23 protein-coding genes and 1 CRISPR repeat array are annotated in these 26,666 nt (G+C 49.2%); of the genes, 21 read left to right on the top strand and 2 right to left on the bottom strand.

The annotated features are described in order from the left end of the window. The first annotated feature begins 20 nt into the window (after positions 1-20). The 9 genes from cas5c (at position 21) to H8S80_RS20445 (ending at position 12,520) form a co-directional block, all read left to right on the top strand. The gene (gene cas5c, locus H8S80_RS20485) at positions 21-680 is read left to right on the top strand and encodes a type I-C CRISPR-associated protein Cas5c (RefSeq protein WP_025532413.1); all 660 of its coding nucleotides are present in this window, start codon (positions 21-23) and stop codon (positions 678-680) included. Then, positions 677-2,434: a type I-C CRISPR-associated protein Cas8c/Csd1 gene (cas8c, locus tag H8S80_RS20480; protein WP_117630905.1), complete on the top strand. Its 1,758-nt coding sequence runs from the start codon at positions 677-679 to the stop codon at positions 2,432-2,434. The genes cas5c and cas8c overlap by 4 nt, the downstream gene beginning before the upstream one ends. A 1-nt stretch (position 2,435) precedes the next feature. Next, entirely contained in the window at positions 2,436-3,326 is an 891-nt protein-coding gene (gene cas7c / locus H8S80_RS20475; RefSeq protein WP_117630904.1) for a type I-C CRISPR-associated protein Cas7/Csd2, read from the top strand. Beyond that, positions 3,326-3,994: a CRISPR-associated protein Cas4 gene (cas4, locus tag H8S80_RS20470; RefSeq protein WP_025532415.1), complete on the top strand. Its 669-nt coding sequence runs from the start codon at positions 3,326-3,328 to the stop codon at positions 3,992-3,994. Before cas7c ends, cas4 begins: the two co-directional genes overlap by 1 nt. Further along, positions 3,991-5,022 carry a type I-C CRISPR-associated endonuclease Cas1c gene (gene cas1c, locus H8S80_RS20465; RefSeq protein ID WP_117630903.1) on the top strand — a complete coding sequence of 344 codons (1,032 nt, stop codon included), beginning with the start codon at positions 3,991-3,993 and terminating at the stop codon, positions 5,020-5,022. The genes cas4 and cas1c overlap by 4 nt, the downstream gene beginning before the upstream one ends. A gap of 13 nt (positions 5,023-5,035) precedes the next feature. Further along, complete coding sequence (cas2, locus tag H8S80_RS20460) at positions 5,036-5,326, top strand: CRISPR-associated endonuclease Cas2 (RefSeq protein ID WP_025532416.1); 291 nt, start codon at positions 5,036-5,038, stop codon at positions 5,324-5,326. A 174-nt stretch (positions 5,327-5,500) separates the two neighbouring features. Then, a CRISPR array of direct repeats spans positions 5,501-10,022; the repeat unit is 33 nt; unit sequence GTCTCCGCTAGCGATGGCGGAGTGGATTGAAAT. 195 nt (positions 10,023-10,217) lie between these two features. Further along, a complete protein-coding gene (locus tag H8S80_RS20455) occupies positions 10,218-10,841 on the top strand; it encodes an alpha/beta fold hydrolase (protein WP_002603408.1) in 624 nt (207 codons plus the stop codon). 147 nt (positions 10,842-10,988) lie between these two features. Next, positions 10,989-11,867 carry an AraC family transcriptional regulator gene (locus H8S80_RS20450; protein ID WP_117630902.1) on the top strand — a complete coding sequence of 293 codons (879 nt, stop codon included), beginning with the start codon at positions 10,989-10,991 and terminating at the stop codon, positions 11,865-11,867. 56 nt (positions 11,868-11,923) lie between these two features. After that, positions 11,924-12,520: a hypothetical protein gene (locus H8S80_RS20445; protein WP_117630901.1), complete on the top strand. Its 597-nt coding sequence runs from the start codon at positions 11,924-11,926 to the stop codon at positions 12,518-12,520. Positions 12,521-12,694: 174 nt separating this feature from the next. Here H8S80_RS20445 and H8S80_RS35135 read toward each other — a convergent pair whose 3' ends face one another. Beyond that, positions 12,695-12,781 carry a DUF6783 domain-containing protein gene (locus tag H8S80_RS35135; protein ID WP_417087835.1) on the bottom strand — a complete coding sequence of 29 codons (87 nt, stop codon included), beginning with the start codon at positions 12,779-12,781 and terminating at the stop codon, positions 12,695-12,697. A 63-nt stretch (positions 12,782-12,844) separates the two neighbouring features. Between H8S80_RS35135 and H8S80_RS20440 the strand changes: the two genes are divergently transcribed. The 9 genes from H8S80_RS20440 to H8S80_RS20400 all read left to right on the top strand — a co-directional run bounded on the left by H8S80_RS20440 (position 12,845) and on the right by H8S80_RS20400 (position 23,052). Continuing rightward, positions 12,845-14,239, top strand: coding sequence for an ABC transporter substrate-binding protein (locus H8S80_RS20440; RefSeq protein WP_117630900.1), 1,395 nt, complete (start codon positions 12,845-12,847; stop codon positions 14,237-14,239). Between the two features lie 62 nt (positions 14,240-14,301). After that, positions 14,302-15,183 carry a carbohydrate ABC transporter permease gene (locus H8S80_RS20435; protein ID WP_002603413.1) on the top strand — a complete coding sequence of 294 codons (882 nt, stop codon included), beginning with the start codon at positions 14,302-14,304 and terminating at the stop codon, positions 15,181-15,183. Beyond that, entirely contained in the window at positions 15,180-15,998 is an 819-nt protein-coding gene (locus tag H8S80_RS20430) for a carbohydrate ABC transporter permease (protein ID WP_002603414.1), read from the top strand. The genes H8S80_RS20435 and H8S80_RS20430 overlap by 4 nt, the downstream gene beginning before the upstream one ends. A gap of 4 nt (positions 15,999-16,002) precedes the next feature. Continuing rightward, entirely contained in the window at positions 16,003-18,090 is a 2,088-nt protein-coding gene (locus tag H8S80_RS20425) for a DUF4838 domain-containing protein (RefSeq protein ID WP_117630899.1), read from the top strand. A 19-nt stretch (positions 18,091-18,109) separates the two neighbouring features. Next, a complete protein-coding gene (locus H8S80_RS20420) occupies positions 18,110-19,906 on the top strand; it encodes a sensor histidine kinase (RefSeq protein WP_002603416.1) in 1,797 nt (598 codons plus the stop codon). Continuing rightward, positions 19,881-20,624: a response regulator transcription factor gene (locus H8S80_RS20415; protein ID WP_025530618.1), complete on the top strand. Its 744-nt coding sequence runs from the start codon at positions 19,881-19,883 to the stop codon at positions 20,622-20,624. The genes H8S80_RS20420 and H8S80_RS20415 overlap by 26 nt, the downstream gene beginning before the upstream one ends. Positions 20,625-20,735: 111 nt before the next feature. After that, complete coding sequence (trpS, locus tag H8S80_RS20410; RefSeq protein WP_002603418.1) at positions 20,736-21,830, top strand: tryptophan--tRNA ligase; 1,095 nt, start codon at positions 20,736-20,738, stop codon at positions 21,828-21,830. An 88-nt stretch (positions 21,831-21,918) separates the two neighbouring features. Further along, positions 21,919-22,170 carry an RDAC family protein gene (locus H8S80_RS20405; protein ID WP_002603419.1) on the top strand — a complete coding sequence of 84 codons (252 nt, stop codon included), beginning with the start codon at positions 21,919-21,921 and terminating at the stop codon, positions 22,168-22,170. 12 nt (positions 22,171-22,182) lie between these two features. Next, positions 22,183-23,052, top strand: coding sequence for a DMT family transporter (locus H8S80_RS20400; RefSeq protein WP_025530617.1), 870 nt, complete (start codon positions 22,183-22,185; stop codon positions 23,050-23,052). Positions 23,053-23,137: 85 nt separating this feature from the next. On the opposite strand, the gene H8S80_RS20395 is transcribed toward H8S80_RS20400, so the two are convergent. Then, complete coding sequence (locus H8S80_RS20395; protein ID WP_243007850.1) at positions 23,138-23,926, bottom strand: aminoglycoside adenylyltransferase domain-containing protein; 789 nt, start codon at positions 23,924-23,926, stop codon at positions 23,138-23,140. A gap of 156 nt (positions 23,927-24,082) precedes the next feature. Between H8S80_RS20395 and H8S80_RS34340 the strand changes: the two genes are divergently transcribed. From H8S80_RS34340 to H8S80_RS20380, 3 genes are all read left to right on the top strand, one after another. Next, positions 24,083-24,235 (top strand): TIGR04076 family protein, encoded by a 153-nt coding sequence (locus H8S80_RS34340; RefSeq protein ID WP_117630898.1) that lies wholly within the window; start codon positions 24,083-24,085, stop codon positions 24,233-24,235. Between the two features lie 216 nt (positions 24,236-24,451). Then, positions 24,452-25,015, top strand: coding sequence for an alkyl hydroperoxide reductase subunit C (ahpC, locus tag H8S80_RS20385; protein WP_002603421.1), 564 nt, complete (start codon positions 24,452-24,454; stop codon positions 25,013-25,015). Between the two features lies 1 nt (position 25,016). Next, positions 25,017-26,660: an FAD-dependent oxidoreductase gene (locus H8S80_RS20380; protein ID WP_117630897.1), complete on the top strand. Its 1,644-nt coding sequence runs from the start codon at positions 25,017-25,019 to the stop codon at positions 26,658-26,660. The last annotated feature ends 6 nt before the right edge of the window (positions 26,661-26,666 follow it).

Here is a 26,666-nt window from a genome sequence, read left to right as displayed (position 1 = left end):
TGATTGGAAGGAGGAAAAACATGAGCCGTGGTGTACGGGTGCGGGTATGGGGGGATTTGGCCCTCTTTTCCCGGCCGGAGATGAAAGTAGAACGATGCAGTTACGATGTGATCACGCCCTCGGCGGCGAGGGGAATGCTGGAGGCGGTCTACTGGCATCCCGGTATGAAATGGGTGATTGACAAAATTTATGTGAGAAAGCCGATCCAGTTTACCAGCATACGCCGAAATGAGGTGAAAAGCAAGGTCTTAGCCAGCAGTGTTTTAAATGTTATGAATGGAGGAAATAAACCGCTGTTGATCAGCTGTCGTCAGGAAATTGTACAGAGGGCGGCAATTCTTCTTAAGGATGTGGATTATGTAATCGAAGCACATTTTGACATGACAGATCATGCGAGCGACTGCGATAACCCGGGGAAGTTTAAAGACATTATTATGCGAAGGCTGAGACGGGGAGAGTGTTACCATACGCCATACTTCGGCTGCCGGGAATTTCCTGCCAAATTTGAACTCTACGAGGGCGACGATGTAACGACGGAATATAAAGGTATGGAAAGGGAACTGGGCTATATGTTCTACGATTTTGATTATTCCAATCCGGAAGATATACAGCCTTTATTTTTCCGCGCTGTCTTAAAGGATGGAGTTTTAGATGTCCGGGATCAGGAGGTGGTACGATGATCCTGCAGTCTTTGGTAACATACTATGAGAGTTTGGAACGAAAGGGGAAAATAACCAGTCCAGGCTGGTGTTCGGCAAAGGTCTCTTTCGCTTTGGAACTTTCAGAAGCAGGGGAACTGCTCCGTATCATTCCTTTGAAAGAGTCAGTCTTAAGGGGGAAGAAGACCGCTTTAGTGCCAACGATCAGGAAGGTTCCGCAGATGGTGGCCCGTTCCTCCGGCGTATCGGCCAATTTTCTTTGTGATAATTCCAGTTATCTGCTCGGAATCGATAATAAAGGAAAGCCGGAGCGCTCTGTGGAGTGTTTTGAGACGGCTAAGGAGAAGCATCTGGAAATCCTGAAAGAAACGGGCGGCAAAGCAGCCAGAGCGGTGGTTCTGTATTTTAAAACCTGGAAGCCTGAAAAAGCCATGGAACATACTGCCCTGTCGGAGGGGTTGGAAGAGATTACGGCAGGCGGAAATTTAATTTTCTTTATCGGGGACGAGTTCGCCCAGGAAGACCCCGCTGTTAAAGCAGCCTGGGAAACTTACAGTCAAAAGCCAGGAGACGGCGTGGAAGGGACATGCCTCGTGACCGGGAAACGGGCAGAAATTGCGAGAATTCATGGAACGATTAAAGGCGTACCGGGTGCTCAGTCCAGCGGGGCCGCATTGGTATCATTTAATGCGCCGGCCTTTGAATCGTATGGAAAAGAGCAGAGCTATAATGCGCCGGTCAGCACTTATGCCGCCTATGCGTACACGACTGCACTAAACTATCTTTTGGCGGACAGAGACCATATGACCATGATTGGTGATACGGCGATTGTTTATTGGTCGGAAGATGGGGAAGAGGTGTATAACCGGACATTTTCCTTTATGATGGAGCCAACGGCAGATAATCAGGAGATAGTGGACGGTGTTTTTAAAAATTTGGCGGCAGGTAAGAAAGTAGATGAAAACGGTACTCAGGAAAGTCTTTCATTGGATCAGAAATTCTATATTTTGGGCCTGTCTCCCAATGCAGCAAGACTGTCTGTGCGGTTTTTCTATCAGGATAGCTTTGGAAATATTCTGCGCCATGTGAAAGAACATTACGATCGTCTGCGCATTGTGAGACCATCAGGTGATCATATGGAGTATCTGGGGGTATGGAGATTATTGTCTGAGACGGTGAACAAGAAGTCTAAGGATAAGAAACCGGCTCCCAATATGGCGGGAAGTCTGTATCGGGCGATTATTTCGGGGAGCAATTACCCGGAAAGCATGCACCAGGCGGTCCTTGGAAGAATACGGTCAGAGCAGGATGACAGTGACAGCCGCATTTACAAAATTACGCGAGGCAGAGCTGCCATAATTAAGGCGTATCTGTTAAAAAACAGAGGCTGCAGCGAGGAGGAAATTACTATGGAAATGAATGAAAACAGCAATGATGTTGCGTACATACTGGGGCAGGAATTTGCTGTGCTGGAAGCCATACAGGAGGATGCAAATCCGGGGATTAATGCGACCATAAAAGACCGCTATTTCAATTCAGCATGTGCAACACCCTCATCAATCTTTCCAATTCTGTTTAAACTGAAAAACAGCCACTTGCGGAAGATGAACAATAAAGGCAGGGAAATTTATTATGAAAAAATGCTTGGGGCCCTTCAAAGCAAGATAACGGAAGTGCCAAAACGGCTGAATTTAGATGCTCAGGACAGATTTATTCTGGGGTATTATCATCAGACTCAGAAGAGATATGAGAAAAAATCAAAGGAGGAAGCGTAAGATGGCAGATGTTATCAAAAACAGGTATGAGTTTGTAATCTTGTTTGATGTGGAAAATGGAAACCCCAATGGTGACCCTGATGCAGGAAATCTTCCCAGAATTGATCCGGAAAGTGGTTATGGAATCGTGACGGATGTCTGTATAAAACGTAAGATACGCAATTACGTGGAAACGGTGAAGGAGGACAGCGAGGGGTATAAAATATACATCAAAGAAGAGGTTCCGTTAAACAGAAGCGATAGCACCGCTTATGATTACCTGGGGACTGATGATAAGGGTATAAAAGATTTAAAGAAAAAAGATCCGGAGGTAGACCGTAAGATTCGTGATTTCATGTGTCGTAATTTTTTCGATATTCGTACGTTTGGTGCAGTGATGACGACCTTTGTAAAGGCTGCATTAAACTGTGGACAGGTTCGGGGACCAGTCCAGCTTGGATTTTCCAGAAGTATTGATCCGATTGTGAGTCAGGAAGTGACAATTACCAGAGTTGCAATCACTACGGAAAAAGATGCGGAAAGTAAGAGCACGGAAATGGGACGAAAGAATATTGTACCATACGCATTGTACCGGACGGAGGGATACATATCGGCGAATCTGGCGAGGAAGGTTACCGGTTTTTCGGAAGAAGATCTGGAACTTTTGTGGGAAGCAATCATCAATATGTTTGAGATCGATCATTCTGCCGCCAGAGGTAAGATGGCAGTGCGGGAGTTGATCGTATTTAAACACAGCAAAGAACTGGGCGACTGTCCGGCATATAAGCTGTTTGATGCTGTAGAAGTGAGGAAGCACGACGATGTGGATTATCCCAGAAAATACGGCGATTATACGATTTCCATTCATGAGGAACAGATTCCGGAAACTGTAGAAGTTATAAGGAAAATATGATGGATTACAAGGAAGAGGATTATCTGATGCTTTCAGGAATCCAGCATTTCGCATTTTGTAGGAGACAATGGGCACTCATTCACATTGAGCAGCAGTGGCAGGAGAATGAGAGAACTGCAGAGGGGGAACTGCTTCATGAGCGCGCTCATGATATTTGGGCCACCGAGAAGAGATCTGATGTGATTATCAGCCGGGGATTAGTGGTGCAGTCCAGAACGATGGGGATTTCCGGGGCCTGTGATATTGTGGAGTTTCGAAGAAAGGAAGATGGCGTTCCTCTCTATGGTCACAGAGGGCTGTTTGAAGTCTATCCGATTGAGTATAAGAGAGGAAAGCCGAAAGATATTCCCGTAGATGTCTTACAACTTACCGCACAGGCCATGTGTTTGGAGGAAATGCTTTCTGCGGAAATTACAGAAGGCGCCATTTATTATGGCGAGATCCGGCATAGAGAAAAGGTCCTGTTTACCGAAGAACTCAGGTCTAAAGTAAGGCAGTACTTTCAGGAAATGCATCAGCTTTTTGATAAGCAGTATACTCCAAAGGTAAGGTGGTCAAAGAGCTGCAACGCCTGTTCTTTGAAAGATATCTGTATGCCGAAGCTGGGAAAAACGCCCTCAGTTAAGGAATATGTGCATGACAAAATTACGGAGGAGGAAGCGCTTTGAAAAAATTATTAAATACATTATATGTGACTTCCCCGGACAGTTATCTCTCTTTGGATGGCGAAAATGTGGTGATTCTGGAAAAAGAGGAGGAACTGGGGCGTATTCCCCTGCATAATCTCGAGGCAATTGTTTGTTTTGGATACAGAGGGATCAGTCCTGCACTGATGGGCGGCTGCGCGATGCGCGATATTTCATTGTGTTTTATGACGCCTCAGGGAAAATTTCTGGCAAGAGTGACTGGCGGTGTCAGAGGAAATGTCATTTTAAGAAAGAAGCAGTATGAAGCGTCCGAAAATGCGGAGTTCAGCCTGGGCGTAGCAAAGAATTGTATCCTGGGAAAGATATATAATGGAAAATGGGTTCTGGAGCGTGCGACCAGGGATCATGGTTTACAGGTGGATGTTGATGCGTTGAAGCGTGCGTCTGCATTTATGCAGCAATCATTAAATTATGTTTGGGAATGTACGGACATGGCTCAGCTTAGGGGGTATGAAGGCGAAGCCGCCAGTGTTTACTTTCGTGTATTTAATCAGTTGATTTTACAGCAGAAAAAAGATTTTAAGTTCTCGGGGAGAAATAAACGGCCGCCGTTAGATAATGTAAATGCGATGCTGTCGTTTGTATATACTCTCTTAACTAATATGGTGGCTTCTGCGCTGGAAACGGTGGGGCTTGACCCTTATGTGGGATTTATGCATACGGACCGGCCAGGAAGGGTGTCACTCGCACTTGATCTGATAGAGGAACTCCGACCGGTGCTCGCAGATCGTTTCGTACTGGGTCTGATCAACCGTAAAATGGTTAGTGGAAAAGATTTCTCAAAGAAGGAAGACGGCGCTGTATTAATGACAGACCGGGCCAGGAAGCTGTTGTTGACAGAGTGGCAAAACAGAAAAAAGGAAGTCATAACGCATCCTTATTTAGGGGAAAAGGTGGAGTGGGGGATGATTCCTTTTGTACAGGCAATGTTGTTGGCACGATATTTAAGAGGAGATTTGGACGAGTATCCGCCATTTTTCTGGAAGTAGGAGGCGTTTCTCTATGCTGGTGCTGATCACCTATGATGTAAATACCGAGACCGCTGCGGGAAAGACGAGATTGCGTAAGGTCGCAAAGCAATGCGTAAACTATGGTACCAGGGTACAAAATTCGGTATTCGAATGTATTGTGGATAACGCCCAGTGTGTGATGTTAAAAGCGGCGTTGAAGGACCTGATTGATGTTCGTGTTGACAGCTTGAGGTTTTATTATCTGGGCAACAAACATGACACGAAGGTGGAACATTTTGGTGTCGAAAAAGGTGTAAATGTAGAAAAACCTCTCATTTTCTAGCCTGTGAATTACGGTGCGAACCAGAAGTGATCATAAAATCCCTGGGAGGTTCGCACCGAGAATTTTGCGGTTATGGAGGGGAAATGGGAGAATTGGATGAGTTGATTCGATGAAATGTGTGCAAATTGCATATGATTATTGCTGATTGTATGGTGTAATATGTGCGAGTTTGCTGTCTCCGCTAGCGATGGCGGAGTGGATTGAAATCCTCGTGGTAATTGGTGCGGACGGTTATGCGAAGTCTCCGCTAGCGATGGCGGAGTGGATTGAAATTTCGCATCCGATCACGTTGTCGGAGACGGGAAGAGTCTCCGCTAGCGATGGCGGAGTGGATTGAAATGCGTCGGTGAAGCTCAGGCCGAGGGCCTCACCTCCGTCTCCGCTAGCGATGGCGGAGTGGATTGAAATTACAAGATCGCGGAGGAATACCGGGGGCTTGCCTTGTCTCCGCTAGCGATGGCGGAGTGGATTGAAATACGGGAAAGGGCGGGTTTAATACAGCGCTCTTCGTCTCCGCTAGCGATGGCGGAGTGGATTGAAATGACGTTATTATCGGCGAATACACAGCGGAAAAGGGTCTCCGCTAGCGATGGCGGAGTGGATTGAAATTGAACAAATTCGCGAAGGACATCGCAGTCTATAGTCTCCGCTAGCGATGGCGGAGTGGATTGAAATAACGCTCCGCTGAGGCTGGGGAGTATCTCCCGATGTCTCCGCTAGCGATGGCGGAGTGGATTGAAATCGAAGATCGCGGTTTCCTATGCGAATCCGGGAAGTCTCCGCTAGCGATGGCGGAGTGGATTGAAATCCCTTGATATCCGTAATCACCGGCGAAGCAGCATGTCTCCGCTAGCGATGGCGGAGTGGATTGAAATTTTATCCGAGATGGTATTTTGCAAAGACGAAATAGTCTCCGCTAGCGATGGCGGAGTGGATTGAAATTGCCGAAAAGGGTGAAAAGCTTCGGAAGATTAAAGTCTCCGCTAGCGATGGCGGAGTGGATTGAAATTTTTGTGCTTATATTTCCTTCACTGTCCAGGTAGTCTCCGCTAGCGATGGCGGAGTGGATTGAAATCCATGTATTACTCCTTTTCTAACCGATAATCAAAGTCTCCGCTAGCGATGGCGGAGTGGATTGAAATATTCGGAAAACCTCAACAAATTCAAGCGAAATGGGTCTCCGCTAGCGATGGCGGAGTGGATTGAAATGGTTCACTGTTTTCGGCCCATGGCCTGGAGGTAGTCTCCGCTAGCGATGGCGGAGTGGATTGAAATACAATGCCAGTAGCGTGCCGCCCTGATCTGACGAGTCTCCGCTAGCGATGGCGGAGTGGATTGAAATACGGAAGGTGAAGAGCGTGCTGCCAGGGACGAGGGTCTCCGCTAGCGATGGCGGAGTGGATTGAAATTCAACGCACTAAAAGAAGCCGGGTATACCACTACGTCTCCGCTAGCGATGGCGGAGTGGATTGAAATCTCTACATCAATCTCAATCTTGATCTGTTTTTCCGTCTCCGCTAGCGATGGCGGAGTGGATTGAAATACTGAAAGAAACATGCTTTGTACGTTCCAATTCCGTCTCCGCTAGCGATGGCGGAGTGGATTGAAATCGTGTGCATATGAGAACGATGGAAGAACCGCTCGTCTCCGCTAGCGATGGCGGAGTGGATTGAAATCAGAGTAAGCGGTACGAAAAAAGGAGTAGTTGGGTCTCCGCTAGCGATGGCGGAGTGGATTGAAATTATGTGTATGAACCGAAGCTCAGGAAAGTAATTGGTCTCCGCTAGCGATGGCGGAGTGGATTGAAATATGGTATCCGCTCTGCTCACATGTATCCGCATAGTCTCCGCTAGCGATGGCGGAGTGGATTGAAATTGCTGTAATTAGGCATTGAATTGGTTTCCCACTTCGTCTCCGCTAGCGATGGCGGAGTGGATTGAAATGTTTTGTCACATGATTTTGAAGAAAGGAGGAGCAGTCTCCGCTAGCGATGGCGGAGTGGATTGAAATATTGTTAGCGGTTCCATTATTTGCGCACCAATGGTCTCCGCTAGCGATGGCGGAGTGGATTGAAATAAATTATCACTGTCAATAATAACGCGGTTTCCCGTCTCCGCTAGCGATGGCGGAGTGGATTGAAATTGCCAATAGATACAACGCCCCATTTATCTTCCAAGTCTCCGCTAGCGATGGCGGAGTGGATTGAAATCTCAAAATTAAAACTATACATTGACACATAATCGTCTCCGCTAGCGATGGCGGAGTGGATTGAAATCGGTTACATCACTCCATGCCGGTTTATGCCCTTCGTCTCCGCTAGCGATGGCGGAGTGGATTGAAATCCATCATATTACCGATATTGACCATATCCTGGGAAGTCTCCGCTAGCGATGGCGGAGTGGATTGAAATCCGCTATGCTTTTATACGGGGTAGCTTCCCATGCGTCTCCGCTAGCGATGGCGGAGTGGATTGAAATATATTCTGCTTTTGACTGCTCATACTTTGTCTTGTGTCTCCGCTAGCGATGGCGGAGTGGATTGAAATACGCCAGTGCAGTAGGGCGTGACCGAGTTCATGGTCTCCGCTAGCGATGGCGGAGTGGATTGAAATCGTGATACTTAATACCTCTGCAATGTCCCGCAATGTCTCCGCTAGCGATGGCGGAGTGGATTGAAATTCCAAAAAAATACTCTCTATTAGTTACCGCTGCCGGTCTCCGCTAGCGATGGCGGAGTGGATTGAAATTCCACCTTGATCTTTTTAGACTCCACAGCCTCAAGTCTCCGCTAGCGATGGCGGAGTGGATTGAAATTGACCAACTATGGAGGCGAGGATTTAAATACCTTGTCTCCGCTAGCGATGGCGGAGTGGATTGAAATTGTTTGACGATACCGAAGAAGATAGTTCGCAATTTGTCTCCGCTAGCGATGGCGGAGTGGATTGAAATTTAATCAGTTTTACCGCAACATGGTAACTCTTGGTCTCCGCTAGCGATGGCGGAGTGGATTGAAATCCAATCACTATGATACGCTTCCGGTACAATTCCGTCTCCGCTAGCGATGGCGGAGTGGATTGAAATCTTTGCTGATTTTGTCCCATTTGGTCTTATCATTGTCTCCGCTAGCGATGGCGGAGTGGATTGAAATAATAATAGTTCCATTTTTTAAGATCATAGTGTCCGTCTCCGCTAGCGATGGCGGAGTGGATTGAAATTTTCTCATCGAACGCCACTACAAAGTCCCACTGCGTCTCCGCTAGCGATGGCGGAGTGGATTGAAATCTCAAAGACACAAAGCCAACTGGCAACGAGGAGCGTCTCCGCTAGCGATGGCGGAGTGGATTGAAATGCCGGATATGTCCCGTCTGGCCTGCGATACCACCGTCTCCGCTAGCGATGGCGGAGTGTATTGAAATCAGCGCAAGAGCTCAACCATAACCATATCCATCGTGTCTCCGCTAGCGATGGCGGAGTGGATTGAAATATTGAACCATAGACGGCATATACGCAGGTCAAAGAGTCTCCGCTAGCGATGGCGGAGTGGATTGAAATGTATACTGTCCGCAGTAGCCTTTCTCCCGATTCTCGTCTCCGCTAGCGATGGCGGAGTGGATTGAAATTCTACACCCAGGTTAAAAATTTTATTATCTGCGATGTCTCCGCTAGCGATGGCGGAGTGGATTGAAATAATCCAAACCGTAAGCTACGGCGCTCTTCCGCCAGTCTCCGCTAGCGATGGCGGAGTGGATTGAAATAAAAAGCTTAGCTAGTATAATTCTACCTTTAGGGTCTCCGCTAGCGATGGCGGAGTGGATTGAAATCGCTACGCTCTGAAAGAACGGCACGACTGTACCGTCTCCGCTAGCGATGGCGGAGTGGATTGAAATCATACAGGAAATAGCAAGTGTAAATGCTCAGATGGTCTCCGCTAGCGATGGCGGAGTGGATTGAAATATTATCATTACGCAGAGGATAAAGGCAAATAAAGTCTCCGCTAGCGATGGCGGAGTGGATTGAAATCCTTCTGCTATAATCATGTTATCAGCCCCGCCAGGCGTCTCCGCTAGCGATGGCGGAGTGGATTGAAATATCTTTAAAGCAGTACTTTTCCGCAATTTGATATGGTCTCCGCTAGCGATGGCGGAGTGGATTGAAATAGTATAGCCGCCTTGCCTTTAAGCTGTATAATCTGTCTCCGCTAGCGATGGCGGAGTGGATTGAAATCCTGATAGCAACGTGCCTTTAAATCGTAGAACCGGTCTCCGCTAGCGATGGCGGAGTGGATTGAAATATTGATGCCCATCCCCGTTTTCCTCCCTCCTTTAAGTCTCCGCTAGCGATGGCGGAGTGGATTGAAATATCAGCCGCCAGGTATCCGGGGCTGACGGGAGATGTCTCCGCTAGCGATGGCGGAGTGGATTGAAATCGTCTTATACTGTACTTACAGGTCCATGCCCGGACGTCTCCGCTAGCGATGGCGGAGTGGATTGAAATTTCCAGATGTCATGATACACTTTGATAAGTGGGTTGTCTCCGCTAGCGATGGCGGAGTGGATTGAAATGTTAAGCCATACGGCAAAGTCAAAGGATTTTTCGGTCTCCGCTAGCGATGGCGGAGTGGATTGAAATTCGCTGGTACTTAATCATGGCATCGTAGTATTCAGGTCCTCGCCAGCGATATCAGAGTGGATTGAAATACACCCGCAGCCATGAACATCTCAGTTTTGTAGATGTTTCCGCCAGCGCTGGCAGTGTGCATTTAAAATCGTAAGATTATTGCAAATATGAACCGTTGAGGGGACTACATCAGTAATGGCAGAGTGTATTAGATTTACGCAAAAAATCAGTTCTCAGACGATAAAAGTAAATAAATAGATTGAGGAGAGCAAAGAGTGAAGTATATTTTTATACATGGACTTGGACAGGGGCCAGATAGTTGGAATAAAACAGTTTCCTGCATGAGAGAGCAGGAAGAGATTCAATGTCTGAACGTATTTGCATTTAAAGAGGGATCAGAGATTTCATACAGAAAAGTATATAAGGCTTTTTCGGCGTACTGTGAGTCTATAAAAACGGAGTTTGGGCTTTGTGGTCTTTCTTTGGGCGCTGTGATTGCGTTAAATTATGTGGTGGAGCATCCGGGAAGAGTAAAGTCACTGGTCTTGATAGGGGGACAGTGCGTGATGCCGAAGGGGCTTTTAAGATTGCAGAATATGATATTTCAGTTGATGCCGAATGGGATTTTTAAGAAAATGGGGATAGGTAAGAGAGAACTGATTCAGTTGACAAAATCTATGATGGCATTGGATTTCAAAGAAGATTTGGATAAAGTGGATTGCAGGACGCTGATCGTTTGCGGGGAGAAGGACCGGGCAAACAGAGGGGCGTCTGAAATGATGGCAGAGAAGATTCATGGGGCGAGAATAAAGATATTGGAAGGCTGCGGGCACGAAGTGAATGTAGAGGCGCCGGAAAAGCTGGCTGAAATTCTTGAGGCGTTTTACGAAGAAAAGTAGGATGGGAACCTGACAGGAACCGTGGTGTATGAACAACAACGAGCAGGTGGTGTATGACCGTGGTATACTGACATCCGGGAGCATAAAAAGTCAGGATGAATCTGCGATGACAGGATAGAATAGGGCTATACGGAAGGAGATGAGAGGATGAACTGGATCAGCGGCTTGCAGAAGGCCTTCGACTATATTGAGAGTCATCTGACAGAAGACCTGGAGGCGGCGGATATTGCGGCACAGGCAAATTATTCACCGTACCATTTTCAGCGGGTATTTGGGATTTTGTGCGGATACTCTCTGGGGGAATATATCAGGATGAGGCGGCTCACACTTGCCGGCAGTGAACTTGCGTCTACTGATATAAAGGTGATTGATGCGGCTCTTAAGTATGGCTATGATTCGCCGGAGAGTTTTGGAAGAGCATTTTCGCGTTTTCATGGGATAACACCAGTACAGGCGAAGTCGGGCAGAGCAAAGTTAAAATCCTTTTCACGCCTTTCCGTAAAACTTATTTTAGACGGAGGCAGTACCATGAAGTACAGAATTGAAAAGATGGGTGAGTTAGAGGTTATTGTAAAAAAGAAAAATTTCTCCTGTGATTTGGAGACCAGCAACAGGCAGCTGCCAGAGTTTTGGGGAGAGTGCTGGACAGATAAGACTATGCTTGAGCTGTTTGAACGGAATCCGAAGGAAGGGATCTTTGGAGATGCACTGCTTGGGCTTTGCCTGAGTGAAATTCCGCAAGCGAACGAATTTGTCTATGCGATCGGCATGATGTATGATGGAGGACCGGTTGCGGAAGAATTAAGCGTGGAGAAGATTCCGGCTCACACCTGGGCGGTCTTTGAATGTGTCGGTCCTATTCCCGAGGCTTTTCAGAAAATGCAGCATACGGTCTATTCCGAATTCTTCCCTAGCAGCGAATACCAGCCCTGCAGCGGACTTGATATTCAGGTTTATCCGACGGGAGATATGCAGTCGGATAAGTATGTGTGCCAGCTATGGATTCCAATTGAGAAGAATTTATAGAACGGCTGTAATGTTGGTAAACAGTGGAAGCAAACGGAAATCAGGAGAAAAATAGGATGATTCATCTCAGCAAAGAGGAATTGACAGAGACGCTTTTTGTGATTGCCTCGATTGTGGGGAGGTGCGAGAATGCACAGACTAAATTCAGAGAAGGCACCTCTCAGCATACGCTTTTGAAAAACAGAATTAGGGCGCTTTATCTCTCAAAGGAACTGGTTGAAACAGAACTTTTGCGAATGGGGGAGCGACTGTCCGCGGTGAGTTGTGAAGAGACGAGGAAATGCGAAGAGACGGGGAAATACGAAGAGACTAGGAAATACGAAGAGACGAGGAAATGCGAAGAGACGAGGAAATGCGAAGTGACGGGGAAATACGAAGCACTGGACAATTGCGAAATACTGGGAGAAGGCTTTTTAATGGAGGAACTGAAATCAACGGTTCCTCCAATTGTTTCTATAATCAGTAAATGTGAGAAGGCGCAGTCGAAATACGAGAAGGGGACGGCACAGTTTAGGCGGTACGAAAAGATAATCCATGCCATGAAGGTCTCAAAGACTTTATTGGAGGACCGGCTGGAGACTTCAGCCGTGCCGGAGACTTCAGCGATGCCGGAGACTTCAGCCATGCCGGAGACTTCAGCCGAGCGAAAGTAAAAAATTTACAGGTTTTATAAAATTATCTCCGTTGAAGATTGTCCCTCCTCTTACTTATAATAGACTTATCAGGCAGTAAGAAGTTTTGACATAAGGAAGCTATGAAAGCTGGAGCGTGTTTGAAAATTCATATCCGCCATCTGCGCGCCACTGCGCGGCATATTTGGCCCCATCTTAGACAGCGTAGCCTGCTACGTTTCCTTCATGGGGAACAAATCTCCCACAAAGTGTGACGCACAGCTGACGATAAGAAATTTTCAAACACGCTCCAGGGTAAGGGGACAAGCAACAGATCAAGAGGACAAACGAGAGGGAGGTTTTACAATGAAGAAGAGATGGATTACTCTGACGCTGACGGCGGCCGTTATGGCGGGACTCTGCGGCTGTGCGGGGAACAGCGGCACTTCCGGAGCAGGAGACACGGCCGGAGCGAAAACAGAGGCGGAGACGACTACCGCAAAAGCAGAGACCGTGGCACAGACAGCCAAAGAGGAGCAGAAGGACGAGATAACGCTGCAGTTCTGGGAGATGAACTATGGTAGCGATGACGCCTACTTAGAGACCTGCGAAAAATTGATTGCACAGTATGAGAGCGAGAATCCGGGCGTGAATATCGAGGTTACGGTACAGCCGTGGGATAATTATTACCAGCTGTTTTTAACCGCGGTCAGCTCTAATGCGGCGCCGGACGTGGCCAGTGTGGCTCTGGATCTTCCGGATATGTACGCCAGAATGGGCGAGGCTCTGGAACTTAATGACGTAGTGGCGGAGTGGAAACAGGATGGAACCATTGATGACTATGGGGAAGCCACAATGAAATCATTTACTTACGACGGCGATCAAATCGCAGTTCCTTATATGGTGGGATACAGAGGAATCTTTTACCGCAGCGATTATTTAAAGGAGTGCGGAATCGAAAAGGTTCCGGAGACCTGGGAAGAGCTGCTGGCGGCGTGTGAGAAGATCAAAGAGGTTCGCCCGGATCTGACTCCTCTGGATTTCGCGGGAGCCGACATGGGACTGTGGCACTATTTCATGTGTTTCGCCATGAGCAATGACGCTGGAATCGTGAAGGAGGACGGTACGCCGGGAAGTACGGATGACAGATATAAGGCGGCCATCGATCTGTTTAAAACATTCAAGGAAAAAGGCTATGTGGCTGATGGTGTCCTGGGGCATAAATCGGCGGATGCGGAGAAACTGTATTACAGCGGCAAGTCCGTGTTCTGGTTTACCAGCTTCCCGGCTTCCATCTTTGATTATCCGGAGATTCTGGAAAATACCGAGGTTTACAGCGCATTTAAGGGACCGGACGGAACCGCGGTCAGAACCTCCAGCTTTAGTGACGCTCTGATGGCATTCTCACAGACAAAGCACCCGGAGGAAGCGAAGAAGTTTGTAAAATGGTGGGCAGAGAACAGCAGCGCTTTATATACCGAAGGCGGATGCTGGGCGTATCCGGCGAAGAAATCCTTCTTCAGCGGTGAGACCTTTAACAACAAGGTTGCCCAGGGCGTGTTAAATAAGATCGTGCCGACCGCAGTACCGTGTACCTGGCCGATCGAGAACATTTTCCCGGGATTCTCTCAGGTAAATGGAGAGCAGACAATGAATTACAGCGCACAGGAGGCGCTTAACGGTAAGGTGGATACCGACGAGATCGCCAGAATTCAGGCAGAAAAGATCCAGGAAGCAATCGACATCGCAACAGAAGAGTAGTGACCAGAGAGGTCCGGCTTTTATAAAAGGCCGGACCTTCATTAAAAAAGGAGGGACTGCTGATGGAGAAAAACCGGAGAAGGTTTGGTCTTAAAATGCTGGTCATGCCGACGATCATTCTGTTGCTGGTCAGCTTTTATCCGCTGTTTAACAGCATTTATTTAAGTGTTACCAATACGAATATTTTAAAGAAAGGACAGACGGTCCGGTTTACGGGCGCTGCCAATTTTATCAAGCTGTTTTCGGACAGGACCATGGGGCCGTCCCTGGTGTATTCCCTGGAGTATGCGTTTATCTGTGTGGCCGCCAGCTACGTGCTGGGACTCTTTCTGGCCGTTCTGCTGAATCAGAAGATTAAGGGAAGAGCGCTGTTTCGCGGTCTGATTCTGATTCCATGGGCGATACCGACCGTAGTGGCTACGGCGAACTGGCTGTGGATCTTAAATGACCAGTCGGGAATCGTGAACGTGATTCTGCAGAGACTGCATCTGACGGATGGGCCGATTCTGTTCTTTGCGGATCAGAGGATGGCGCGGATCACATGCATCGTGGTGGGAACGTGGAAATCGTATCCGTTTATGTGCATGTCGCTGCTGGCCGGGCTCCAGGGCGTTCCAGAGGATGTCTACGAATCGGCCAGGATGGACGGGGCCACGGGAATCAAGACATTTTTCTATATTACACTGCCGATGATCCGGAACGTGAGCATGGTGGTCGTGACTCTGATGTTCATCTGGGGCTTTAACAATTTTGATATTATCTATCTTCTGACGCAGGGCGGGCCGCTGGAGGCGACCTTTACGCTTCCGATCTATACATATAATACCGCGTTCTACCGGGGACAGATGGGGTATGCATCCGCCATTTCCATGATGACTCTTGTGATTCTTCTGTTCTTCTGCGCAGTTTACATGAAAATGCAGAAGGGAAAGGATGACGTATGAAAAATAAAAAGGGGATCATCTATGCGCTTCTGATCTTTTTCTGCGCGGCCGCCAATTTACCGGTTCTGTCCATGATTGGAACCGCGCTAAAACCGAGGTCCGAGACGCTGTCAACCGTCTCGCTGTTCACGCTGCATCCCACGCTGGATAATTTTATCCATGTGCTTACCAGGACCTCTTTTGCACAGTCTCTCGTCAACACGATCTTCGTGGCGCTGATCGTGACGGCGCTGTGTGTGGCATTTTCTACGATGGCCGGTTTCGGACTGTCACGGTGCCGCGGCGTGCTTTTTGACGGATATACAATGTTTCTCATTATCCTTCAGATGCTGCCGGCCATGCTGATTATGATTCCGCTTTATGTGACTCTCAGCCGGTTTCATCTGGTGGATACCCATTTCAGCCTTATCCTCATCTATACGGCCATCAATCTGCCGTTCGGTATCTGGACCCTGAAAGGGTTTTTCGATGATATTCCGACGGAGCTGGATGAGGCCGCCATGATCGACGGCTGCAGCCGCTTTCAGGCGTATTGGAGGATCATCCTCCCATTTTCTCTGCCTGGAGTGGCATCGGTGGGAGTGTTTACTCTGATGAATGTGTGGAATGAGTATACGATCGCCAGTATTTTTATCCAGGATAAGAATCTGCGGACACTGTCAGTGGGAATCCGGCAGTTTATGATGCAGAATACGACAGACTGGGCTTCCATGAGCGCGGCGGCAACCATCGCGGTTCTTCCGGCGTTCGTCATGATTATATTTGCACAGAAGTATTTGGTGGGCGGATTGACTTCCGGTTCCGTGAAAGGATGAGCAGATGAGAGAAAGTGTACTGATTTTGTGCCGCAATGAACGGGAAACGATCCTCTACGCGGCGGAGGAACTAAAACGTTACTTAAGCCTGGCCGGCGTGTCCGCCTGGACCTCGGTGCGGGAGACGCACAGCCCGTATATAAAGATACTGGAGCTGGCGGTGACACCGGAAGAGTTTTGGGGAAAGGAAGGGCAGTGTCTGGAGCGTTCTCCTCATTCCAGCCAGCGGGATACAGCGGAAAGTCCCTCACACTCCGTTCGGCAGAATGCAGCGGAGACTCCCCCTCGCTCCGTTCGGCGGGATGTAGTGGAGACTCCCCCTCGCTCCGTTCGGCGGAATGTAGTGGAGACTCCCCCTCACTCCGTTCGGCGGAATGTAGACGCCTACGCCATCTCAGTAACGGATCTCGGGGGATCCATAAAGGGGTCCAATAACCGCAGCGTGCTGCTGGGGGCCTACCGGTATTTAAAAGAGCTGGGCTTTGCATTTCTGAGGCCGGACCGGGAGGGGGAACGGATTCCGGCATCGGTGGGGCCCCACACGGTAAATATCAGGGAGGAGGCTTCCAGCCGGTACCGCGGAATCTGTATAGAAGGCGCCGTGTCATTTGAAAATATTATGCGCTTTGTGACCTGGCTTCCGAAGGCGGGCTTTAACACGTATTTCACACAGTTTAAGATTCCCTATGAGTTTTTCAAGACGTGGTACCTCCATACCAATAATCCATATTACGAGAAGGAACCGGTTCCCTCGGAAGAAGAGGTGGACGCATTTGTGAAAGAAATTCTCGTGCCCCATATAAAGAAGCTGGGGCTGATCTGGCAGGCGGGAGGCCACGGCTTTACGACGGGAGCGGCGGAGCTGCCCGGTACGGGATGGGATCCTATGGCGGAGGAGAAGGTGCCGGAGGAGCGCAGGGAGTATCTGGCGATGATAGACGGGAAGAGGGGGCTGTTTCATGGCGTTCCCCTGAACACCAGCCTGTGCTGCTCCAACCCGCTGGTGAGAGAATTGCTGGTTCGGGAGATCCTTCATTACATTCACGGGAACCCTCGGCTGGACATGGTCCATGTGTGGCTTGCCGATGACGGAAACAATAGCTGTGAATGCGGGGCGTGCGCCGCGAAACGGCCTTCCGACTGGTATATTGAGATTTTAAATCAGGTGGATGAGGTGCTTTCAAAGGAAGGCAGTCCCGTAAAGGTAGTATTTCTGGCATATTATGATCTGTTGTGGCCGCCTGTCAGCGCGAAGCTTCTAAATCCGGAGCGATTTGTGTTCATGTTTGCGCCGATTACCCGGTCCTACCGGACGCCGCTTCCGGTGGAAGAGACGCCGCTGATTCCGCCTTATAAACGGAATCAGTGCAGATTTCCGGTAAATGCGGGGGAAAATATGCATTACTGCAGCGCCTGGAAGCAGTTTTTTCGGGGGGACAGCTTTCTGTATGATTATCATTATATGTGGAATCAGTTCCGGGACTGGGGGGATTACGGATCGGCGGAAATTCTGTGGAAGGACCTGGTGAACCTGGAAGAGGCGGGCTTTGACGGGTATGTGAGCTGCCAGCAGACCAGGGTATTTGCACCTACGGGCTTTGGAATGTATGTGATGGCTGAAACGCTCTGGAACAGGAGCTGTACCTTTGAAATGCTGGCGCGGAAGTATTTCCGCATGGTCTACGGTGATCAGGCGGAGGTGGTACTTTCCTACTGTAAAGAGCTCTCTGCACTGTCGTATATGGAGCAGCCGGAGAACGATGATCCGGGAGTATGCGCGGAGGCTGTGGAAAAGCTGAAAGCGGCGGCCGATTTAATCAGAACTTACCGGCCTCTTTTTGAGAAGAATTTTGGGGATGAGAAGATACAGGACCGGATGGCATGGAAATATCTGTTATATTCCGGCAGGGCTGCCGAAATGTACATAAGTATGCTAAAATACAGGAGACTGGGAGCAGAGGATCGGGTTTCGGAGGAATACCGGAAGCTGAAAGAGTACCTGTGCAGGACGGAGGAAGAATGGCAGGAAGGCTTTGACGTCTACTGGTTTGTGAAGGACAGAGACAAAAAGTTCCTGGCCTCTGATACGTAAGAAAAGGGAGGGATCGTGCTTGGGGGATAGGAGAAAGCGAATTCCCGCGCTTCTCAGAAGAATTGGCTTAAAGAGAAGGCTGTTTATCGGTTTTGTGATCGTTTCACTTTTGCCGATGGCGGTGCTGGGGGTCATCATGGGCGTCAGGCTTTACCATACGATTATGGACAATTACGAGGAACAGTCCATACAGGCGCTGGGGACGATCCAGTACCGGATCGGAATCGTGACCGGAGCCAAGGAGGAGAGAATCAATGCGTTTGCCTCTGACGCTGATGTGGTCAAGAGCGTGCGCAAGCTGAATATGGATATCAGCCTTCTCGACCGGACTGCTCTGACGAGAGATCTGCAGGGCAAGCTGCTGGCCGAATTAAGCCAGATTAAGGGCGGTGTGCGCGCGGAAATCCTGGACAGGAACGGGGAGTTCGTTACAGGGATTTTCGACGACCGCTACACGGCGCTCTCCGGCGAGGCGAGAGCCCGGGCGAAGGAGAGTCCGGACCGGCTGCATCTGTGGCACGGAACGGAGCAGGAGGGGGAAGAGATTATCGTTTTCTCCAGGCAGATTATTAATTATTTCAATGGAAGGACCACAGGATGGGTGCTTCTCTATGTGGGGACGGATGAGCTGAAGGAAGAGATGAAGACGGTGCAGACCGATGCGGTTATCGCCGTTTACGATGAGGAGGGCGGTCTGATCTGTTCCGGAGCGGGAAATGGGAGTATTGCCGATATTGCGGATGGAGATTTAAATGAGGCTGGATTCCGGGTATCGGGCTACCGGGATTCCGAGGATATGTGGAAGGCAGACTGGAAGCTGGAATCGGGCAGGTATCAGGTGCTTTTCCAGAATATGGCCGGTACCGGATGGGAGATTGCCATTTTTAAGGATTACCATGAACTGGTCCGGTCATTTGCCGGAATCGGGATTCTGGCTGCCGTTATCTGTCTGGTGAGCATTGGCATCATTATCTGCCTGTCGCTTTTGATCACCAGGACCGTGGCGGAACCGGTACAGAACATCGCGGAGAGCATGAAGATCTTCAGCCAGGGAAACCTAAGCGTCAGGGTGACGGATGACGCGGCGGATGAGATCGGGATGCTGGGAAATGAATTTAATTCCATGAGCAATAACATCGAGCGTCTGACTCACGAGGTATATGAGGCCCGCATCAAGGAGAAGGAGGCGGGCCTAAGAGCCCTCGAGGCGCAGATCAATCCTCATTTCCTGTACAATACCCTCGATATGATTAACTGGATGTCATACCGCTCATCCAATCAGGATATCTGTAAGATTGTGAAGTCACTTTCCGACTTTTTTAAGCTGAGCTTAAACCATGGGAAGGAGCTTTACACAGTGGGTGACGAGGTTCGCCACATACAGAGCTATGTCACCATTGAACAGTATAAGAAGGCGGAAATTGATTTTGAGATTCATGTGGACGAGGAATTGAAGCCGTGCATCTGCCCGAAGCTGATCGTACAGCCGCTGGTGGAAAACGCCATCCTTCACGGGATCGAGCCGAAACGGGGGCCGGGAACGATCATCATTTCCTTTGTCCGCCGGGAAAATGACATCGTGATCACGGTGGAAGACGACGGCGTGGGGCTGTGCGGGAAGCAGAGAGAAGGCGCCCGATATCACCACGGCGGATATGGGCTGCAGAATATCAATGAACGGCTCACCATGCTTTACGGAAAGAAGTATCATGTGACTGTGGAAGAGAGAATGGGAGGCGGCGTGATTTCCAGTGTCGTCATTCCCCTGATCGGATTGGAAGGTTTGGACGATGTATCTGATGATTGTAGAGGATGAAAAATTTATTCGTGACGGTATTCTGTATCTCTTGTCCGAGGTACCGGGCATTACGGAAATCGACACGGCCTGTGACGGGGAGGATGCCTGGAGTATGATAACGGATGCAAGGCGGTTTCCCGATATCGTTCTGACTGATATCCGTATGCCTGGTATGGATGGGCTGGAGCTGAGCGATAAGATCCGGGAGCATTCCGCCGCCTCCAAGATCATATTTATCAGCGGATATGAGGATTTTGCCTATGCGAAAAAGGCCATTTCCCTTGGAGCCAGCGGGTATGTGACGAAGCCGGTCGCCCAGGATGAGCTGCTGGAGCTGATTAACCGCGTAATGATACAGATCAGAAAGGAAGAGCAGTTCGACAGGCAGCAGGAGATATCGTGTTTTCATGAGAAGCAGTCGGATGCGCTGCTGGGAGATATCTTAAGCCAGATAAGGGATAACCCGGGCGGCGTGTCCTTGAAGGCGCTGTCGGAGAGCTGGGGCGTGTCCCTATCCTATATCAGCATTCTATTCAAGGATAAGACCGGCCATAATTTTAAGGATTATCTGCTGGACTGCAGAATGAAGCGGGCGAAGGAGCTTTTGGCGGCGGGAAGCCAGGCGGCTGAGATCTGCGAGAACTTAGGATACAGCGATTACGATTATTTCAGCAAAAGCTATAAGAAGTATTATGGCGAGTCGCCGGCGGAATACCGGAGAAGGATTCATTTATAGGTTACGTTTTTCGTGCCTCTGCGAAGATAACCGCAGGGGCATTTAAACTTGCAACAGACAGACATGTTGTGCTATAATGGGGAAAGCTAAATACATTGGAGGTATTACAACATGAAAAAGATTATTTTGACGGGGGACCGGCCAACGGGTAAACTTCATATCGGCCATTATGTGGGCTCCTTAAAACGCAGGGTGGAGCTGCAGAATTCCGGTGAGTTTGATGAGATATTTATCATGATCGCCGACGCGCAGGCTTTGACTGATAATGCGGACAACCCGGAGAAGGTGCGTCAGAATATTATTGAGGTGGCTCTGGATTATCTGTCCTGCGGCCTTGACCCTGCAAAATCGACTCTGTTTATCCAGTCACAGATTCCGGAACTGACGGAGCTGTCCTTTTATTATATGAATCTGGTTACCGTTGCCAGGCTTCAGAGAAACCCGACTGTGAAGTCGGAGATCGCCATGAGGAATTTTGAAGCCAGCATCCCGGTAGGCTTTTTTACGTATCCCATCAGCCAGGCGGCGGATATCACGGCATTTAAAGCGACTACCGTGCCGGTAGGCGAGGACCAGGAGCCGATGATCGAACAGACGAGAGAGATCGTCAGAAAGTTTAACTCTGTCTATGGGGACGCTCTGGTGGAGCCGGAGATTCTGCTTCCTGACAACCAGGCCTGCTTAAGACTTCCGGGAACCGACGGAAAGGCGAAGATGAGCAAGTCTCTGGGCAACTGCATCTATTTATCCGATACCGAGGCCGATGTGAAGAAGAAGGTCATGAGCATGTACACCGATCCGAACCACATTCAGGTTTCCGATCCGGGACAGATCGAGGGCAATACGGTCTTTACGTATCTGGATGCTTTCTGTAAGGCAGATGCGTTTGAGAAGTATCTTCCGGATTACAAGAATCTGGATGAACTGAAGGATCACTACAAACGCGGCGGACTGGGCGACGTAAAGGTGAAGAAGTTCTTAAACAGCGTTCTTCAGGAGGAGCTGGCCCCGATCCGTGCCAGAAGAAAAGAGTACGAGGCCAACATTCCTTATGTCTATCAGATCTTAAAGGAAGGCAGCGAGAAGGCGGAGCGTGTGGCGGCGGATACGCTGGCCGGCGTGAAAAGAGCCATGAAGATCAACTATTTTGATGATATGGAACTGATTGCCGCACAGGCGGAGAAGTATAAGAATCAGGAGTCATAATGTGGGAAGAAGTTCAACCGTTTTATAAAATGCGGCAGCGTTTTTATAAGGCGGTTGAATTATTTTAGGAGAGAAAGGAAGTAAAACAATGAAAAATGTGATATCGCTTCGTGAGGTAGTGGACTGTGATGCGTTTTTGAAGGAAAAGTGCTTAAATTTCAGGATTCATCTGCGGGATGCGTGCGGAAAACAGTCCTGTTGGATTGAGCCTTTGAGTGAGTGCGGATGTGACGGCCAGTACGAGGAGCTGTATGCTGCTTTGGAGGAATTCTTTGGAAAACTGCGTTACAAGCTGGAGTACAGCGACGATAAGCTTAATTTCTGGCTTTCCAATGAATAGGAGCAGCAGGCCATGAAATCGCGTTATAAAGGAATTGTGTTTATCGTATGCTCGGCGTTCTGCTTCGCGCTGATGAATCTGTTTGTCAGGCTGTCGGGAGATCTGCCGTCCATTCAGAAAAGCTTTTTCCGGAATCTGGTGGCATTTTTCTTTGCACTCATTCTGATGAAACGGGATCACGTGGGCTTTTCCGGTAAGAAGGAGAATCTGTGGCAGCTGATTCTGCGTTCCACGTTCGGTACCATCGGAATTCTCTGTAATTTTTATGCGGTGGATCATCTGGTGCTGGCAGACGCCTCCATGCTTAATAAGATGTCGCCGTTTTTTGCGATTCTGTTCAGCTTTCTGATTTTAAAGGAAAAGGTAAAGCCGGCTCAGGCAGTCATCGTGGCGGGCGCATTTGCCGGAAGCCTCTTTATCATCAAGCCGTCTCCTCTCAACATGGAGCTTGTACCGGCTCTGATCGGACTGCTGGGAGGCATGAGTGCGGGAGCCGCCTATACCTTTGTGCGGTCGCTGGGGATCCGTGGGGAGAAGGGGCCGTTTATCGTCTGTTTCTTCTCCGGATTCTCCTGTCTGGTGACGCTTCCCTACCTTCTGGTGCGGTTCCATGGGATGACGTGGGCACAGCTGGGATTTCTGCTGCTGGCAGGCCTTGCGGCGGCGGGTGGCCAGTTTGCGATCACCGCGGCGTACTGTCATGCCCCGGCCAGGGAGATCTCGGTCTACGATTATTCCCAGATCATCTTTTCCGCCGTACTGGGCTTTGTTATATTCGGCCAGGTACCGGACCGGTTCAGCGTGCTGGGGTATGTGATGATCTGCGCGATGGCGGTGGTGATGTTTCTTTATAACAACAGACGGACGCAGGCACACACCTGACGCAGATATCAAGCACTATTACTCAGTTAATTTATGCAACGCTGTACTAGAGGAGAGTTCTGCGGTACAGTAACTGGATCTGTGGTCACTGACCGAATATCTCAGTGACCATGGATCTGGCGAAATCCTCGAGCAGTTCGATTCCTCCATCGGCTGAAAATGGCTCTGCACTGCCATAGCTTTCTTCCGCATTGCTATAGCTATCTTCGGCACTGCGAATGAGGGAAGCGTACCTGGACGGAAGATTTTTCAGTCCCCAGTGCGCCCCCTGCTGTTTGGAGAGGATGGCCCCCTCTTTGCTATAGGCGCATACACGGCAAAGATTCAGGATGAGGTAAACCGGATTTTCCCCAATCTCTTCCACCGCGTTTTTAACGTCACTTTTCAGGCTGTCCAGGTAATCTGCTTTAGGGACATCTCCAAAGAGCGTATCCGCCGCTTCTCCGTAAAGGGTGATGCCGGCCTTCCTGATTATGGTGAAATGCGCGGCCAGATCCTGATCGGTACCGTTCATGCGGGCGCAGTATCCGCTTACATCATCACAGCACGATTGCTTGTGCGCGTTAGAAAAGTGAAGCTCAAACTGGGTTGGGTAAGTGAAATTACGGCAGTATTTTTCAAGTACGATACTCATTTCCAGGCCCTTTGGAGGGCTGATCCGGTCGATTTTTAACAAGTCTTTGATCAGTTTTTCTTTTTCCATCTGTGTCGGCGCCGTCCGCGTCACGACGATAAAGTCAATATCGCTCTTATCCCAGTTGAAACAGCCTAACGCCAGCGAACCATGAAGATAGATCCCGGTTAAATTCGCGGATAAGATATTGGTGCAGGCTGCTTTGAGCTGCTCCAGTATTTTTTCTACACGCATTTCCATAATGAATAATTCCTTTTTCTTTCATAATTGATGTGTTTTGGGTGACTTTTTCTTATACTGTAAGGCGGAAAGCGGAGGCTGTCAAGTTGTTCTCCGCAATTGATTCGGCGGGAGAAAGCCTGCCCGTTTTGAGCAAAAGGATAGAATTGCCCGCCGATATGCCATGAGCTTTGGAATATCCTTTATCCCTATGTGTTCGCACTGCAGAATGGGACGGAATTGGATTATGGTGCTGTTCAGGCAAGGCAATTCGATGCGAAGTGTCCGGATGGCGGAAGAGTGTGCGTTCATAGAGAGGTAGTGGAGTAAGGCTGTGTAGGTAGCTCATCATTGATTTTTTACAATAGAAAATATATCCAAATTTCAGTATGATAAAATGATAATAATAATCAATACTGATTATTGACTTTCCCAATCCCTGGATGCTATAATGTTCCTATAAGTTAGATACAACTAACTTATAATTTCCCTATAAATGAACCATATTACTTATGGATAAATTGGCAGAAAGGAGACATAAAAATTATGTCATTAATTGGAAAAGAAATCGGAGAGTTTAAAGTACAGAGTTTTGTAAATAATGAATTTAAAGAGGTAACGAAGGAGGATGTGCTGGGAAAATGGGCTGTATTTTTCTTCTATCCTGCGGACTTTACCTTTGTGTGCCCGACGGAGCTTGAGGACCTGGCGGACAAGTATGAGGACTTCAAGAAGATCGGATGCGAGATTTACAGCGTCTCCTGCGATACTCATTTCGTGCATAAGGCATGGCATGACGTATCGAAGACCATTAAGAAGATTCAGTATCCGATGCTGGCGGATCCGACCGGCACACTGGCCCGCGACTTTGATGTGATGATCGAAGCGGATGGTCTGGCGGAGCGCGGTTCCTTTATTGTCAATCCGGAAGGCAGGATCGTGGCCTATGAAGTGATCGCCGGAAATGTGGGCAGAAATGCCGATGAGCTCTTCCGCAGAGTACAGGCTTCCCAGTTCGTGGCGGAGCATGGCGACGAGGTTTGCCCGGCTAAATGGAAACCGGGTGCTGAGACGTTAAAGCCAAGCCTGAACCTGGTTGGGCTTCTGTAATATGACTGGGCAGTATGACGTCATCGTCGTGGGAGCGGGGCCGGCCGGATTATCGGCCGCCCTCTACGCGGCGAGGGCAAAATACCGGGTCCTCGTCCTGGAAAAGGAGAAAATGGGAGGACAGATTACCATTACATCGGAGATCGTCAATTATCCCGGCGTGGAGAAGACGAACGGCACCGAGCTGACGGAACAGATGAGAAGACAGGCGGAAGCCTTTGGCGCAGAATTTGCCATGGCGGAGGTTAAGGGGATCGATCTGGCCGGGGAGATCAAGACGGTGAAGACTGACAAGGGAGAGTACCAGGCTCCCGGCATCGTTCTGGCGGTGGGAGCCAATCCCAGAAAGCTGGGCTTTGCGGGCGAACGGGAATATCAGGGTCGCGGCGTTGCCTACTGTGCTACCTGTGACGGTGAATTTTTTACGGGAATGGATGTCTTCGTCATCGGCGGAGGATTTGCGGCGGCGGAAGAGGCTGTATTCCTGACGAAGTACGCGAGAAAGGTTACGATCATCGTCCGTGAGGAGGATTTCACCTGTGCGAAGGCCGTAGCGGACAAGGCGAAAAATCATGAGAAGATCGAGGTACACTACGAAACGGAGATTTTAGAGGCGGCTGGAGACGGACTGCTTCGGCGCGCTCGTTTTAAGGACAACGCATCCGGGAAGGAGTGGAGCTACGAAGCACCGGAAGGAACCTCCTTCGGGATTTTTGTATTTGCCGGATACGTCCCGGATACGAAATGGCTGAAGGGTCTGGTGGAGCTGGATGGACAGGGCTATATCATCACCGACCGGGACCAGAAGACGAGTGTGGATGGCGTCTACGCGGCCGGGGATGTCTGCGTAAAGAATTTGCGTCAGGTGGTGACCGCTGTCTCGGATGGAGCCGTGGCTGCGACTTCCCTGGAACGGTACGTTTCGGAGACATACGAAAAACCGGAGCTGGCCGGATGGAAAGCGGATATAGAAGAAAAGCGGACAAAGAATGTAGAACACACCTCTGTTTCTGACTTAAACGACGGTGTATTGATTACCGGGGAGATGAAATCCCAGCTTGCGGACTTATTTTCCGGGCTTCAGAATAGAATAGTCGTTGAGGGTGTCCTCGACGGCAGTCCCATGGCGGATGAAATGGAGCAGTTTCTTGAAGAACTCGGCGATATTTCGGATATGGTGGAATGCAGATCCCGCCGTGAATCGGATAAGGGCAAAGAGGATGAAGAGTATCCGGTGCTCCGCATCTTAAAGGAGAACGGAGATGAGACCGGGATTCGTTTCTATGCGGTTCCGGGCGGCCATGAGTTCAATTCTTTTGTTCTCGCAATCTATAACGCGGCCGGGCCGGGGCAGCCGATTACGGACGAAGAGAGAACCCGGATCGGGAAGCTGAAGGGACCGGTGAATATAAAGATTGCGGTCTCCCTGTCCTGTACCATGTGTCCGGCCACGGTTATGGCGGCGGGCAGAATCGCCGCGGAACATGATGGTGTGGAGGCGTGGGCCTTCGATCTGGCCCATTATCCGGAGATGAAAGAAAAGTATCAGATTATGAGTGTGCCGTGTACGATCATCAATGACAGGAAGGTGGTATTCGGCAGAAAAACAGTGGATGATCTGCTGACGGTTCTGGAGGAATCCTAAAAGGAA

Source organism: Hungatella sp. L36 (assembly GCF_014288035.1).
This window is presented reverse-complemented; position numbering and strand designations above follow the sequence as displayed.